A 15,487-nucleotide genomic window follows, 5' to 3' on the forward strand; every position below is an offset into this window, starting at 1 on the left:
ACGCAGAGGGAGTGACTCAGCCGAAGGTGGCGAGCGCCTCCTCGATGACACCGGCCGCGTCGTCGATCAGCTCCTCGCTGATGACCACGCTCGGCATGATGCGCAGGACGCTGTCCCAGCTGCCGGCGTCCAGGGCGATGACGCCGTTCGTCGTGACGTGCTTGAGGACGGCGGAGAGCGCCTCCGGGTTCTGCTTCTTCGTGCCGGGGTGCACGAGCTCGACGCCGAACATCGCGCCCTTGCCGCGGACCTCGCCGACGACGGCGAAGCGCTCGGCCCAGTCGCCGATGCGGGCCTGCAGGGCGCGCTCGACGCGCTGCGCCTCGGCGATGAGCCCCTCGGACTCGATGGCCTCGAAGGTGGCGAGCGCGGCGGCGGTCGAGACGGGGTTTCCGCCGAAGGTGCCGCCGATGCCGCCGGGCTGCACGGCGTCCATGATCTCCGCGCGCCCGGTGACCGCGGCGAGCGGGAAGCCGCCGGCGATGCCCTTGGCCGAGGTGATGAGGTCCGGGACGACGCCGAAGTGCTCGATCGAGTACCAGGCGCCGGTCCGGGCGATGCCGGCCTGGATCTCGTCGGCGACGAAGACGATGCCGTTCTCGGTGCAGAACTCCGACAGCCGCTCGAAGTAGCCGGCCGCCGGGATGATGATGCCGCCGTCGCCCTGGATCGGCTCGACGAACAGCGCCGCCAGCTCCTCGGCGCCGATGTGGGTGCGGATGTAGTCGATCGAGCGCTCGGCCGCCTCCTCGCCCGTCATGCCCTCGGGGTCGCGGAAGGGGTAGCTCATCGGGAGGCTGTAGATCTCACCGGGGAACGGGCCCATGCCGGCGCGCTCGGGCCAGGGGCGGTAGGTCATCGCCATCGTGAGGTTGGTGCGGCCGTGGAAGGCGTGGTCGAGCGAGGCGATCGCGCGGCGGCCGGTGTGCTTGCGCGCGATCTTGACCGCGTTCTCGACCGCCTCGGCGCCGGAGTTGACGAGGATCGAGTGCTTCTCGAAGTCGCCGGGGGTGATCTCGGCGAGCTTCTCGGCGACCCGCACGTAGTTCTCGTACGGGGTCACGGTGAAGAGGGTGTGGGTCAGCTTCTCCGCCTGCGCGGCGGCGGCGGCCGCGACCGCGGGGTGCGCGTGGCCGATGGTGGTGACGCCGATGCCGCAGCCGAGGTCGATCAGGCGGTTGCCGTCGACGTCGACCAGGACGGCGCCCGAGGCGTGATCCATGTAGATGTTGGCGAGGGTTCCGGCGCCGCGGGAGACGCTGGCGACGCGGCGCTCCTGCAGCGCGATCGAGCGGGGGCCGGGGAGCTCGGTGACGAGCGCGCGGGACTGGGGGACCGAGAATTCACGCATTCCTCCATGCTAGGCGCGGCTCCCGGGGAGGGGGCCGGGGACGCTCCGGGGCGGCGCGACCGGGTGGGCGCCGTGGAGGGATCGTTCAGCCGGGGCAGAGGCGCAGCCCGCAGGATGGACCGATCCCCCCGACGTCGTCCCGCTCCCTGCCGGGCAGGAAAGGTGCACCCGTGCGCAGAACCCTCGCGATCCTCGCCGTCCTCGGCGCCTCCCTCGGCCTCGCGGCCTGCACGCCGGGCACCCCCGGCACCCCCGAGGCGACCCCGAGTGCGAGCCCGACTCCGCTCTCCTGCATCTCCTCCGGAGACGCGTCCGCGGCGGTGGACGCGGCGGGCGACTTCGGGACCAAGCCGGTCACCGTCTTCCCCACCCCGATGAGCGTCGACGCGACCGAGGGCACCACCGTCATCGACGGCACCGGCGAGACGGTCGCCGAGGGCGACACCGTCCTCGTCGACTACACCCTGTACAACGGCACGAGCGGAGCGGAGTTCTCGGCGAGCAGCTACGCCTCCGGGGGCCGCGCGGCCTTCGAGGTCGACACCGAGCAGTACCTGGCCGGCCTGGTGAAGGCGGTCAACTGCGCCACCGTGGGATCGCGCGTCGTCGCGGTCGTCCCGCCCGCCGACGCGTTCGGCGACGCCGGCAGCACCGACCTCGGGATCGCCGCGAACGACTCCATCGTGATGGTCATCGACGTCGAGGGCATCGTCCCCTCGGCCGCGACCGGCGAGCCGCAGGCCCCGGTCGACGGGCTGCCGACGGTGGCGCTCGCCGAGGACGGCGCCCCGACGGTGACGATCCCCGCGACCGACCCGCCGGCCGAGCTGCAGCTCGAGGTGCTCAAGAAGGGCGACGGGCAGACCGTGGCCGACGGCGACTCGCTGATCGTCCAGTACCAGGGCGTGGTCTGGGGCACCGGCGAGGTCTTCGACCAGAGCTGGGGCAAGGGCACGCCCGCGTCCTTCGGCACGGGCGACGTGATCGAGGGCTTCAAGGAGGCGGTGGTCGGCCAGACCGTCGGCTCGCAGGTGCTCGTGGTCATCCCGCCGGACAAGGGCTACGGCGAGGCGGGCAACGCGAACGCGGGCATCAGCGGCACGGACACCCTCGTCTTCGTGGTCGACATCCTCGCGGTGAGCTGACCCGGAGGGGCTCCGCACCCGGGAGGGCCGAGGGCCGCCGTGCCAGGATGGGCGGATGCGCAGGGTCATCATCCTCGGCTCGACCGGGTCCATCGGCACGCAGGCCCTCGACGTCATCGGCGCGAACCGCGACCGCTTCGAGGTGGTCGGCCTGGGCGCCGGATCCAACCGAGAGGTCGTCGCCCGGCAGGCGCGCGACTTCGGCGTCGAGCACACCGCCTTCGGCGCCGCGGAGGCCGAGCAGCTGATCCGCTCGGTCGACGCGGACGTCGTCCTGAACGGCATCACCGGCTCGGTCGGCCTCGGCCCGACGCTCGCGGCGCTCGAGGAGGGCCGCACCCTCGCCCTCGCGAACAAGGAGTCGCTGATCGTCGGCGGCGAGCTGGTCACCTCGCTCGCCGCTCCCGGCCAGATCGTGCCCGTCGACTCCGAGCACTCGGCGATCGCGCAGGCGCTGCTCGCGGGGGAGCACCGCGAGGTCCGCCGGCTGGTGCTGACCGCGTCGGGCGGTCCGTTCCGCGGGCGCGACCGCGCCTCCCTCCGCGACGTCACCCCGGCGGAGGCGCTCGCGCATCCGACCTGGGACATGGGCCTCGTGGTCACCACCAACTCGTCGACGCTCGTCAACAAGGGCCTCGAGGTCATCGAGGCGCACCTGCTCTTCGACGTGCCCTACGACCGGATCGACGTCACCGTGCACCCGCAGTCGATCGTCCACTCGATGGTCGAGTTCGTCGACGGCTCCACGATCGCCCAGGCCTCGCCGCCCGACATGCGGCTGCCGATCTCGCTCGGCCTCGACTGGCCGCACCGCGTCGCCGGCGCCGGCGTCCCGCTGGACTGGACCCGCGCGCAGTCCTGGACGTTCGAGCCGCTCGACGAGGAGGCGTTCCCCTCCGTCCGGCTCGCGAAGAAGGTCGGAGTCGCGGGGGCGTCGTACCCGGCCGTCTTCAACGCCGCGAACGAGCAGGCCGTGCAGGCGTTCCACGCCGGTCGGATCGGCTACCTGGACATCCTCGCGACGGTCGAGGCCGTCGTCGACGCGCACACCGTGGACGGCGAGCTGACCCGCGAGTCGCTGGCCGAGGCCGAGGCCTGGGCGCGCCGCACGGCGGACGCGCGGATCGCCTCCGCCTGAGCGCGACGGGCTGATCGCGCCCTCATCGCGATCCTCCAGCGCCTCTCCAGCCGAGGGGTCACCCCGCGGCCTACAGTGACCGAGTGGAATCCGTGCTGCTCTTCGTCCTCGGCGTCGTCATCATCGCCGTGGGCGTCGCCCTGTCGATCGCGCTGCACGAGGTCGGACACCTCGTTCCGGCGAAGCTCTTCGGGGTCAAGGTCACGCAGTACATGATCGGCTTCGGCCGGACGGTCTTCTCCGTCCGCCGCGGCGAGACGGAGTACGGCGTCAAGGCGCTGCCCCTCGGCGGCTACATCGCGATGATCGGGATGTACCCGCCCAAGCACCCGGGCGACCGCGTCGGCGAGTCGAGCACGGGCTTCTTCAACGGGCTGAACGGCAACGAGTCGGCGCCCGACCCCGAGCCCCGCCGCGGCGGCTACGCGACCATGATCGACGAGGCCCGCGCCGCCAGCGCCGAGACCATCGGCGAGGGCGAGGACCACCGCGCCTTCTACCGGCTCGCGGTCTGGAAGCGCGTGATCGTGATGTTCGGCGGCCCGTTCATGAACCTCGTGATCGCCACCGTCCTCTTCGCGGTGCTGCTCTGCGGCATCGGCGTCGCCCAGAACACGTCGACCATCTCCACCGTCTCGCAGTGCGTGGTCCCGGCGAGCGACACCACCACCGAGAGCTGCTCCGCCGACGACCCGCTCGCGCCCGGCGCCGCCGCCGGCATCCTGCCCGGCGACACGATCACCGCGATCGACGGCACGCCCGTCTCCTCCTGGAACGACCTCACCCCGATCATCCGCGCGTCCGCCGGCGTGCCGCTCAGCGTCGCCGTCGAGCGCGACGGGCAGCCCCTCACCCTGACCATCACCCCGGCCGAGAACGAGGTGGCCGTCACCGACGCCGCGGGCAACGCGGTGCTCGACTCCTCCGGCGCGGTCGAGACGCAGACCGTCGGCTTCATCGGCATCTCGCCGACCCAGGCCCTCGTGCAGCAGCCGATCACCGCGGTCCCCGGCACCGTCGGCGAGAACATCAGGAGCGTCGCGGGGGTCATCCTCAACCTGCCGCAGCGCCTCATCGACGTCGCGCAGGCCGCCTTCGGCACCGAGGCCCGTGACGCCAACGGACCGATCAGCGTCGTCGGCGTCGGCCGCATCGCCGGCGAGATCGCCGCCTCCGACCAGCTGCCCGTCGTCTCCAAAGTGCAGACGATGGTCGGCGTCCTCGCCTCCCTCAACGTCGCGCTCTTCGTCTTCAACCTCGTCCCCCTCCTCCCCATGGACGGCGGCCACATCGCCGGCGCCCTCTGGGAGGGCCTGCGCCGCCGCATCGCCAAGCTCTTCGGCCGCCGCGACCCCGGCCCCGTCGACATCGCCAAGCTCCTCCCGCTGACCTACGCGGTCGTCCTGCTCCTCGGCGGCATGAGCGCGCTGCTGATCTACGCCGACATCGTCAAGCCGATCACGCTGTTCTGAGCTGTCTTGCGAGCCGGTCCCTGCCCGGCTCGCCGCGGTCGGCTTTGCGACGGGTGGTGTTGGGAGGAGCGGGTTGCGGTCGGCTAGCGCGAATCGCTGGCACGCGATTCGCGCGTTCGCCTTGGAGGTGGCGCCGGTCCTCGCCCGGCTCGCCGCGGTCGGGTTTGCGACGGGTTGCGTGGGGAGGAGCGTGTTGCGGTCGGCTAGCGCGAATCGCTGGCACGCGATTCGCGCGTTCGCCTCGGAGGTGGCGCCGGTCCCTGCCCGGCTCGCCGCGAGAGGTCGGTCTGATCTGCAGGCGAGGGGGCGGGGAGGAGTCGAGGGGACAGGTATGGACGCGTGGCGGGCGGGGGATCGCCTGCGGATCGGACGTCGGCGGGTCGCTCACTCGGGGAGGCAGGGCCGGCGCGGACGGCGGAGATCGGCGGGACCTGGGAACCGGGGGAGCGGCGGCGTCCGGCCGTGCGGCGCGCGTACGATGGGGCTCGTGCCTGCTGTGAATCTGGGTTTGCCCAAGGTCCCCGTGACCCTCGCCCCCCGCCGGAAGACCCGTCAGATCAAGGTCGGGAAGGTGCTGGTCGGCGGCGACGCCCCGGTCAGCGTCCAGTCGATGTGCACGACGCCGACCACGAACATCAACGCGACGCTCCAGCAGATCGCCGAGCTCACCGCCTCCGGCTGCGACATCGTGCGCGTCGCCGTGCCGAGCCGCGACGACGCGGAGGCGCTGCCGATCATCGCGAAGAAGAGCCAGATCCCCGTCATCGCGGACATCCATTTCCAGCCGAACTACGTCTACGCCGCGATCGACGCCGGCTGCGCGGCCGTCCGGGTGAACCCGGGCAACATCCGCAAGTTCGACGACCAGGTCGGCAAGATCGCCGCCGCCGCGAAGGCCGCCGGCGTCTCCATCCGCATCGGCGTCAACGCGGGCTCGCTCGAGCCCAGCCTGCTGCAGAAGTACGGCAAGGCCACCCCGGAGGCGCTCGTCGAGAGCGCCGTCTGGGAGGCGAGCCTCTTCGAGGAGCACGACTTCCACGACTTCAAGATCTCGGTCAAGCACAACGACCCGGTGATCATGGTCCAGGCCTACCGCCAGCTCGCCGAGCGCGGCGACTGGCCGCTGCACCTCGGCGTGACCGAGGCCGGCCCCGAGTTCCAGGGCACGATCAAGTCGGCGACGGCGTTCGGCATCCTGCTCGGCGAGGGCATCGGCGACACCATCCGCGTCTCGCTCTCCGCGCCGCCCGCGCAGGAGGTCAAGGTCGGCCTGCAGATCCTGCAGTCGCTCAACCTCCGCGAGCGCAAGCTCGAGATCGTCTCCTGCCCGAGCTGCGGCCGTGCGCAGGTCGACGTCTACACGCTCGCCAACGACGTGACCGCCGGTCTCGAGGGCATGAGCGTCCCGCTGCGCGTCGCCGTCATGGGCTGCGTCGTCAACGGACCGGGCGAGGCCCGGGAGGCCGACCTCGGCGTCGCCTCCGGCAACGGCAAAGGCCAGATCTTCGTCAAGGGCGAGGTCATCAAGACCGTCCCCGAGTCCGAGATCGTCAAGACGCTCATCGAGGAGGCCAACCGGCTGGCCGCCGAGATGCCCGCCGACGACACCTCGACCGGCTCCCCGGTGGTCGTCGTCTCGAAGTGACCGCGGGCGGTGGACCGGCACACGCCCGGTCCGCCGCCACCCCGGACCGCGCGGGACACCCCGCCGCGGACTCCGGATAGGATCGTCCCTCGTGGTTACCCGTCTCTCGCACCTGTTCGTCCGCACCCTCCGAGAGGATCCGGCCGACGCCGAGGTCGCGAGCCACCGCCTCCTGGTCCGGGCCGGCTACATCCGCCGTCAGGCCCCCGGCGTCTTCGCCTGGCTGCCCCTCGGTCTCAAGGTCAAGCGCCGCATCGAGGCGATCATCCACGCCGAGATGGCGGCCGCCGGCGCGCAGGAGGTCCACTTCCCCGGGCTGCTGCCCCGCGAGCCCTACGAGCTCTCCGGCCGCTGGACCGAGTACGGCGACGGCGTCTTCCGCCTGAAGGACCGCAAGGACGCGGACTACATGCTGGCGCCGACCCACGAGGAGTTCTTCACCCTCCTGGTGAAGGACCTCTACTCGTCCTACAAGGACCTGCCGCTCTCGCTCTACCAGATCCAGGACAAGTACCGCGACGAGGCGCGCCCCCGCGCAGGCCTCCTGCGCGGTCGCGAGTTCACCATGAAGGACGCCTACTCCTTCGACTACACCGACGCCGGTCTCGACGCGAGCTACCAGGTGCAGCGCGACGCGTACGAGCGGATCTTCGCGCGGCTCGGCCTCGAGTACGTGATCGTGCAGGCGGACGCCGGCGCGATGGGCGGCTCGCGCAGCGAGGAGTTCCTGCACCCGACTCCGGTCGGCGAGGACACCTTCGTGCGCTCGGTGGGTGGCTACGCGGCCAACGTCGAGGCGTACCGGACCCCCGTGCCCGAGGCGCTGCCCGTGGACGGACTCGCCGAGGCGCGCGTCTTCGACTCGCCCGGCACCCCGACCATCCAGACGCTCGTCGACCTCGCCAACGCCCAGGAGCCGCGCGCCGACGGCCGCGCCTGGACCGCCGGCGACACGCTCAAGAACGTCGTCCTCGCGCTCACCGCGCTCGACGGGACCCGCGAGCTCGTCGTCGTCGGGCTGCCCGGCGACCGGGACGTCGACCTCAAGCGCGCCGAGGTCGCCTTCGCCCCCGCCGAGGTCGAGGCCGCGACCGAGGAGGACTTCGCGAAGCACTCCGCGCTGGTCAAGGGCTACATCGGCCCGTGGTCGGCCGAGGGCGCCGTCCTGGGGGAGGAGTCCGCGAGCGGCATCCGCTTCCTGCTCGACCCCCGCGTCGTCGAGGGCACCTCCTGGATCACCGGGGCGAACACCGCCGGGAAGCACGTGCTCGACCTCGTCGCCGGCCGCGACTTCTCCGGCGACGGCGTCGTCGAGGTCTCCGACGTCCGCAGCGGCGACCCCGCTCCCGACGGCTCCGGCCCGATCGAGACCGCCCGCGGCATGGAGATCGGCCACGTCTTCCAGCTCGGCCGCAAGTACGCGGAGGTCCTCGGCCTCAAGGTCCTCGATGAGAACGGCAAGCTCGTCACCGTCACCATGGGCTCCTACGGCATCGGCGTGACCCGGATCCTCGCGATCATCGCCGAGAGCAACCACGACGACCGCGGTCTCATCTGGCCCGAGAACGTCGCGCCGTTCGACGTGCACGTGATCGCGACCGGCAAGGACCCGGCGGCGCTCGCGCTCGCGGAGTCGGTCGGCGCCTCGCTCGAGGCCGCGGGCCGCGACGTGCTGATCGACGACCGGCCCAAGGTCTCACCGGGCGTCAAGTTCGGCGACGCCGAGCTGATCGGCGTGCCGCTGATCGTCATCGCCGGCCGCAGCGCCGCCGACGGCATCGTCGAGCTCTGGGACCGGCGCACCGGCGAGCGCGAGCAGCTGCCCGCCGCCGAGGCGCTCGCCCGCCTCGGAGCCTGAGCGGCTCCGGTCCCTCCGTCCCGTCCGCCCTCAGCGCGGTCGGTTATGCTCAATGGTCCCGACGCGCGGGCCCGGCTCCGGCCGTGGCGCCGCCGGCGTCGGACCGGTTTTCGACGTGGTCGCGCTGCGCCGCCACGCCCCAAGTGAATAGAGAGAAAGGCCCGCCCATGGACATCGACCTGAGCGTTCTGCGCCTGCTGGAGCGCGAGCGCGAGATCCCCTTCGAGGAACTCGTGCAGATCATCGAGCAGGCGATCCTCACCGCCTACCTCAAGCACATCGGCCAGGCGGACGACGCCGACAAGGCCACCGCCGTGGACGCCCGCGTGCACCTCGACCGCAAGACCGGGCACGTCAGCGTGTTCGTCCCCGAGATCGACGAGGAGGGCGCCGTCGTCGGCGAGTCCGAGGACTCGCCGCGCGACTTCGGCCGCATCGCGGCCTTCGCCGCCAAGCAGGTCATCAACCAGCGGCTGCGCGACATCGGCGACGAGAAGGTCCTCGGCGAGTTCAAGGGCCGCGAGGGCGACATCGTCGCCGGCGTCATCCAGCAGGGCCCCAACCCGAAGATGATCCACGTCGACCTCGGCTCGATCGAGGCGATCCTCTCGCCCGAGGAGCAGGTGCCCGGCGAGGACTACAGCCACGGCCGCCGCATCCGCGTCTACGTGACGAGCGTCAGCCGCGGCCCGAAGGGTCCGTCGGTCCAGGTCTCGCGGACGCACCCGTCGCTCGTCCGCAAGCTCTTCGCCCTCGAGGTCCCGGAGATCGCCTCCGGCGTCGTCGAGATCGTCTCGCTCGCCCGCGAGGCCGGCCACCGCACCAAGATCGCCGTGCGGGCGACCGAGCCGGGCGTCAACGCCAAGGGCGCGTGCATCGGCGAGCTCGGCCAGCGAGTCCGTGCGGTGACCGCGGAGTTGAACAACGAGAAGATCGACATCGTCGACTACTCCTCCGACCTGCCGACCTTCGTCGCCAGCGCGCTCTCGCCCGCCAAGGTGACCAGCGCCTTCGTGATCGACCAGAGCCTCAAGGCCGTCCGCGCCCTCGTGCCGGACTACCAGCTCTCGCTCGCGATCGGCAAGGAGGGTCAGAACGCCCGACTCGCCGCCAAGCTCACCGGCGCCAAGATCGACATCCAGCCCGATTCGGTGATGGACGGGGAGTGATCCCCGCTGTCGGCGGTGCGGGGAGGCGCTCCCGGGAACGAGGGAGTACAGTGGAACCCGTCAGAACGTGCGTCGGCTGCCGTCTGCGCGCCCCAAGGGCCTCACTTCTGAGGCTCGTCCTCCCCTCGAACGTCCTCGTGGTAGATCCGCAGGGTGTCCGTGCTGGGCGGGGAGCGTGGCTGCACGACGCGTACGACTGCTACGAGCTCGCGGTGAAGCGCCGCGCGTTCAGCAGGGCGTTCCGGACGCGCGAGAGCGTGGACGCGAGCGCCGTGGAGCAGTACGTCACCCGTGACCTGACCGGCTCGGCTCCTCACCCTGAGGAACCGGCCAGGCGAACGATCACACCGCAGAGAGAACAGGCAGAACGGCCCGTGAACTGATCATGAGCAACGACTGATGAGCGGCTCGAAATGAGATCCGTCCGTTTGTGATGGCCTGCCCCGTCTTGGGCGCAGGTCCGAGACAGGAGAGAAGTGGCTAAACCACGCGTGCACGAGATCGCCGCCGAACTCGGCGTCGACAGCAAGGTCGCACTTGCGAAGTTGAAAGAACTGGGCGAGTTCGTCAAGGGACCGTCCTCCAGCATCGAACCCCCCGTCGCCCGCAAGCTCCGCCAGGCCCTCCAGGGCAGCGCGAGCACGGGTGCATCGTCGACCCCGTCGGCGCCCACCGCCGGCACCGCCCGTCCCGGGGCTCCCCGCCCCTCGGGTGCCCGCCCCTCCGCGCCGATGCCCGGCCCGGCCAAGCCGCCCGCTCCGGCGCCGGCTCCGCCGATGTCGGTCGCCGAGCGTCAGGCGGCCGCTCAGGCCGCCCAGGAGGCCGCGGCCGCGGCTCGCGCCCAGGCCGCTGCGAACGCCCCCGCCGCTCCGGCTCCGACCGAGGCCGCCGCTCCGGCGCCCGCGGCCGAGAAGCCCGCCGCAGCGACCCCCGCTGCCTCGCCCGCCACCCCCGGCGGACCGAAGCCGGCGACCCCGCGTCCGGCCCCGGCGGCAGCCCCGCCGAAGTCCGGCGGCAGCAGCTCCGCTCCCGGCGGCTCCAGCCGTCCCGGTGGCGCCCCGCGTCCGGGCAACAACCCCTTCGCGAGCAACCAGGGCATGGGCCAGCGTCCCCCGACGCCCCCGCGTCCGGGCAACAACCCGTTCGCCAGCTCGCAGGGCATGGGCTCGCGCCCGACGCCCAGCAACATCCCCCGTCCCGCGGCTCCCCGCCCCGGTGCGCCCCGACCGGGTGGACCCGGCATGGGCCAGCGCCCCGCCGGCTTCGGCCAGCGTCCCGGCGGTCCCGGTGGCGGAGCGGGTCGTCCCGGCGGCCCCGGCCGTCCGGCCGGCGGCGGCTTCCAGCGTCCCGGCGGCGCTCCCGGAGCGGGTGGCGGCTTCGCCCCTCGTCCCGGCGGCGGCGGCGGTCGCGGTCGCGGCCCCGGCGGTGGCACCGCGGGTGCCTTCGGTCGCGGTGGCGGCAAGAGCAAGGCCCGCAAGTCGAAGCGCACGAAGCGTCAGGAGTTCGAGCTCAGGGAGGCCCCGTCGCTCGGCGGCGTCAGCGTCCCCCGCGGCGACGGCAAGACGGTCATCCGTCTGCGCCGCGGCGCGTCGATCTCCGACTTCGCCGACAAGATCGAGGCCATGACCGGCGTGCCGGTGCCCCCCGGCAACCTGGTCACCGTCCTCTTCGCCCTCGGCGAGATGGCGACGGCGACCGAGTCGCTCGACGAGGCCACCTTCGAGGTGCTCGGCGGTGAGCTCGGCTTCAAGATCCAGGTCGTCTCGCCCGAGGACGAGGACAAGGAGCTCCTCGAGGGCTTCGGTCTCGACCTCGAGCAGGAGCTCGAGGACGAGACGGACGAAGACCTCCAGATCCGTCCCCCCGTCGTCACCGTCATGGGTCACGTCGACCACGGAAAGACGCGCCTGCTCGACGCGATCCGCAACGCCAACGTCGTCGCCGGCGAGGCGGGCGGCATCACGCAGCACATCGGTGCGTACCAGGTCGTCGCGGAGCACGAGGGCATCGAGCGCCCGATCACCTTCATCGACACCCCGGGTCACGAGGCGTTCACCGCCATGCGAGCCCGCGGTGCCCAGGTCACGGACATCGCGATCCTCGTGGTCGCGGCGGACGACGGCATCATGCCGCAGACCATCGAGGCGCTGAACCACGCCCAGGCGGCCAACGTGCCGATCGTGGTCGCGGTCAACAAGGTGGACAAGCCCGACGCCAACCCGGCCAAGGTGCGCCAGCAGCTGACCGAGTTCGGCCTCGTCGCCGAGGAGTACGGCGGAGACGTCATGTTCGTCGACGTGTCGGCCCGCGCGAACACCGGCATCCAGGACCTCCTGGACGCCGTGCTGCTCACCGCGGACGCCGGTCTCGACCTGCGCGCCAACCCCGACAAGGAGGCCCGCGGAGTCGCGATCGAGGCGAAGCTCGACAAGGGACGCGGTGCCGTCGCGACGGTCCTCATCCAGTCGGGAACGCTGCGCGTCGGCGACGCGATCGTCGCGGGAACGGCCTACGGCCGCGTCCGTGCGATGGCCGACGAGAACGGCGTCGCCGTCCTCGAGGCCGTGCCGTCGCGACCGGTGCAGGTGCAGGGACTCTCGTCCGTGCCCCGCGCCGGCGACACCTTCCTCGTCACCGAGGAGGACCGCACCGCCCGCCAGATCGCCGAGAAGCGCGAAGCCGCTCAGCGCAACGCCCTGCTGGCCAAGGCCCGCAAGCGCATCTCGCTCGAGGACTTCACCCGCGCTCTCGAGGAGGGCAAGGTCGAGTCGCTCAACCTCATCATCAAGGGCGACGTGTCCGGTGCCGTCGAGGCGCTGGAGGAGTCGCTCGTCAAGATCGAGGTCGACGACTCGGTGCAGCTGCGCATCATCCACCGCGGTGTCGGTGCGATCACGGAGTCGGACGTCAACCTCGCGACGATCGACAACGCGATCATCGTGGGCTTCAACGTCCGCCCCGACCCGAAGGCCCGCGAGCGCGCTGCTCGAGAGGGAGTGGACATCCGCTTCTACTCGGTCATCTACAACGCGATCGAAGAGGTCGAGAACTCGCTCACGGGCATGCTCAAGCCCGAGTACGAGGAGGTCCAGTCCGGTGTCGCCGAGATCCGCGAGGTGTTCCGCTCCTCCAAGGTCGGCAACATCGCGGGTGTCATCGTCCGCTCCGGCACGATCACCCGCAACTCGAAGGCGCGCGTCATCCGCGACGGCGTCGTCGTCGGGGACAACCTCGCCATCGAGTCGCTGCGTCGCTTCAAGGACGACGTCACGGAGGTCCGTACGGACTACGAGGCCGGTATCGGTCTCGGCAAGTACAACGACATCCAGATCGGCGACGAGATCGAGACGATCGAGATGAAGGAGAAGCCGCGAGGCTGACCCTGATGCTCACTGGAAGGCCCGGGTCCGCCCGGGCCTTCCGGCGTTCCAGGGGCCCTGCCCTTTGGGGCTGGAGGTCTGACGAGGGATCGGGAGGATCGACTCGCCAGCACGTGCAGAGGGGGCCCGGTCTCCGAGGTATGTCGCGTCGGGTACCTGCACCAGCACGTGGGGTGGGGCGCCTGCGCGGGAGGGGGACCGGGAGTACGTACTTCCGCCTGTATTGACGGGAGGTGCGGGTGGGGTGTCTCGTCGCGGCTCCTGGCTCGGGTCTGGCGGGCGCGGCGCAGCCGCGCGGGAAGGAGCCGCGGCGAGGCACCCCACCCGCGCCGGCGCAGCCGCGCTGCAGCCAGCACGAAGACCTGGGGTGAGCTCGCGAGGGCAAGCCCCCAGCAAGACGACCGGCAGGACTGCCGGGGAGTGGTTAGATGGCGAGCCGAACGGTTCGTCGAGAGAGATGAGGACCAGCCATGGCAGATCCGGCACGGGCGAGGAAGCTCGCCGAACGGATTCAGGTGATCGTCGCCAAGCGGCTCGAGCGCGGACTCCGCGACCCCCGACTCGGCTTCGTCACCATCACCGATGTGCAGGTGACCGGTGACCTGCAGCACGCCTCCGTGTTCTACACGGTCTACGGCACCGACGAGGAGCGAGCCGACTCGGCGCTCGCCCTGAAGGCGGCGACCGGCATGCTCCGCACGGAGGTCGGCAAGAACATCACGGCGCGGCTGACGCCGTCGCTCGAGTTCATCCTCGACGCGATCCCGGAGAACGCGAAGCACATCGAGGACCTCCTCGCGACGGCGCGCAACCAGGACACCCAGGTGCAGTCGCTCGCCGCGAAGGCGGACTACGCCGGCGACGCCGACCCCTACGTGAAGCCGCGCGAGGACGAGGACGAGGACTAGGCAGCAGGCCTGAACACCGCGGAGCCCGTGGCGACGTCGACCGATTCCAGGACGACGACGACACGGGCTCCCGGCGTCTGCGGCACCGGGACGTCGACGGTCATCTCCGGGTCGAGCAGCTGGACCTGCGAGCGGGTCCTCGCGGAGGAGACGACGACGCCCTCGAAGGAGGTGCCCTCGCGGCCGCGGAGGATCGCGGCCTCGACGACGGCGGTGGCGGCGCGGGAGGCGGCTCCGGAGCGGCGGTCGCTCGCGGTCATCAGGGCGGGCAGCTCGGGCAGGGCCGTGCGGAGCCAGGCCGGGAGCTCCGCTCCGGTCGAGATCGCGAGGCAGGTGGCCAGGCCGAAGCGGTCGACCAGGCGGCGGAGCGGGGCCGTGACGTGCGCGTACGGGGCGGCGAGGGCGGACTGCTCGGGCTGCTCCGGGGCGGCACCGTCGAAGGCGGTGTAGCCGGCGCCGCGGAAGAGCGTCGCCGCGGCGGACATGATCGCGAGCTGTGCGGGGTCGGCGGTGTCGAGGCGGCGGAGGTAGGCGCCGTAGAGCTCGTCGGCGCCCCAGGGGACGCCGAGGGCCTCGGTGCGGGCGCGGAAGGCGGCGACGGTGTCCTCATCGGCCGCGGGCATGGTGCGGAGGATGCCGACCCCCGCGTCGAGCATCATCGTCGCGGCCGCCATGCCGGTGAGCAGCGAGACCTGGGCGTTCCAGCCCTCCGAGGGGAGGGGTGCCCGGCGCTCGATCCGGTAGCCGCCGTCGACGGCGACGATCTCCTCCTCGGGGAGGGCGAGGCTCGCTCCGCCGCGCTCGGCCTCGCGGGCGAGGCGCTCGGCGCCGAACCAGGGGAGCAGCGCGATCGAGGGGTGCGGCTCGCCGGCGTCGACGTTGCGCTGGACGCCGGCGTAGTCGAGCCGGGCGGTGCTGCGGACGAGGGCGCGCTCGAGGCGGACCGTGCGCGGTTCGGCGGCGTCGTCGAGCTCGAGGGTCCAGACCAGGGCGCGGCGCTCGACGTCGGGCAGCAGCGAGGCGGTGCCCTCGGAGAGGACCGGCGGGTGCAGCGGGACGCGGCCGTCGGGGAGGTAGTAGGTCTGGCCGCGGCGGCGGGTCTCGGCGTCGAGGGCGCCGCCGGGACGGACGACGGCCGGCACGTCGGCGATGGCGTAGCGGAGCACGACTCCGGTGGACCGCCGCTCGAGGTGCACGGCCTGGTCGAGGTCGAGGGAGCCGGGCGGGTCGATCGTGACGAAGGGGACGCCCGTGAGGTCGATCCGGCTCGTGTCGTCCGCCGTGCGGTCGGCCTGCTCGGCCTCGGCGAGGGCGTCGGGCGGGAAGGCGCCCGGCAGGTCGTTCGCGGTGCGGACGGCGGCGAGCGCGCTGTCGAGCTCGGCGTCGGGGCGGGGGAGTCGGAGGCGGCGACCGGTCACGGC

At 72.1% G+C, this 15,487-nt stretch carries 11 protein-coding genes; 9 read left to right on the forward strand and 2 right to left on the reverse strand.

The features are described from left to right. Positions 1-16: 16 nt before the first annotated feature. Positions 17-1,351 (reverse strand): aminotransferase class III-fold pyridoxal phosphate-dependent enzyme, encoded by a 1,335-nt coding sequence (locus MT355_RS06800; protein WP_123445525.1) that lies wholly within the window; start codon positions 1,349-1,351, stop codon positions 17-19. Positions 1,352-1,521: 170 nt separating this feature from the next. On the opposite strand from MT355_RS06800, the gene MT355_RS06805 reads away from it, so the two are divergent. The 9 genes from MT355_RS06805 to rbfA all read left to right on the forward strand — a co-directional run bounded on the left by MT355_RS06805 (position 1,522) and on the right by rbfA (position 14,066). Next, complete coding sequence (locus tag MT355_RS06805; protein ID WP_243598973.1) at positions 1,522-2,496, forward strand: FKBP-type peptidyl-prolyl cis-trans isomerase; 975 nt, start codon at positions 1,522-1,524, stop codon at positions 2,494-2,496. Between the two features lie 55 nt (positions 2,497-2,551). Next, the gene (locus MT355_RS06810) at positions 2,552-3,634 is read left to right on the forward strand and encodes a 1-deoxy-D-xylulose-5-phosphate reductoisomerase (protein WP_243598974.1); all 1,083 of its coding nucleotides are present in this window, start codon (positions 2,552-2,554) and stop codon (positions 3,632-3,634) included. An 83-nt stretch (positions 3,635-3,717) separates the two neighbouring features. Then, positions 3,718-5,106, forward strand: coding sequence for an RIP metalloprotease (locus MT355_RS06815; RefSeq protein WP_165909009.1), 1,389 nt, complete (start codon positions 3,718-3,720; stop codon positions 5,104-5,106). A gap of 487 nt (positions 5,107-5,593) precedes the next feature. Further along, positions 5,594-6,751, forward strand: coding sequence for a flavodoxin-dependent (E)-4-hydroxy-3-methylbut-2-enyl-diphosphate synthase (ispG, locus tag MT355_RS06820; protein ID WP_123445529.1), 1,158 nt, complete (start codon positions 5,594-5,596; stop codon positions 6,749-6,751). Between the two features lie 91 nt (positions 6,752-6,842). Continuing rightward, positions 6,843-8,609: a proline--tRNA ligase gene (locus tag MT355_RS06825; RefSeq protein ID WP_243598975.1), complete on the forward strand. Its 1,767-nt coding sequence runs from the start codon at positions 6,843-6,845 to the stop codon at positions 8,607-8,609. Positions 8,610-8,776: 167 nt separating this feature from the next. Then, the gene (gene nusA / locus MT355_RS06830) at positions 8,777-9,778 is read left to right on the forward strand and encodes a transcription termination factor NusA (RefSeq protein WP_123445531.1); all 1,002 of its coding nucleotides are present in this window, start codon (positions 8,777-8,779) and stop codon (positions 9,776-9,778) included. Positions 9,779-9,828: 50 nt separating this feature from the next. Then, entirely contained in the window at positions 9,829-10,161 is a 333-nt protein-coding gene (locus MT355_RS06835) for a YlxR family protein (RefSeq protein ID WP_243598976.1), read from the forward strand. A 93-nt stretch (positions 10,162-10,254) separates the two neighbouring features. Continuing rightward, positions 10,255-13,158, forward strand: coding sequence for a translation initiation factor IF-2 (gene infB / locus MT355_RS06840; RefSeq protein WP_243598977.1), 2,904 nt, complete (start codon positions 10,255-10,257; stop codon positions 13,156-13,158). 470 nt (positions 13,159-13,628) lie between these two features. Next, complete coding sequence (rbfA, locus tag MT355_RS06845; RefSeq protein ID WP_123445535.1) at positions 13,629-14,066, forward strand: 30S ribosome-binding factor RbfA; 438 nt, start codon at positions 13,629-13,631, stop codon at positions 14,064-14,066. On the opposite strand, the gene MT355_RS06850 is transcribed toward rbfA, so the two are convergent. Continuing rightward, entirely contained in the window at positions 14,063-15,484 is a 1,422-nt protein-coding gene (locus tag MT355_RS06850) for a ribonuclease catalytic domain-containing protein (RefSeq protein WP_243598978.1), read from the reverse strand. The two genes, rbfA and MT355_RS06850, sit on opposite strands and share 4 nt — an antisense overlap. Positions 15,485-15,487 lie beyond the last annotated feature (3 nt).

The sequence above is a fragment of the Rathayibacter sp. VKM Ac-2929 genome, from assembly GCF_022815495.1.
GTDB lineage: Bacteria > Actinomycetota > Actinomycetes > Actinomycetales > Microbacteriaceae > Rathayibacter > Rathayibacter festucae.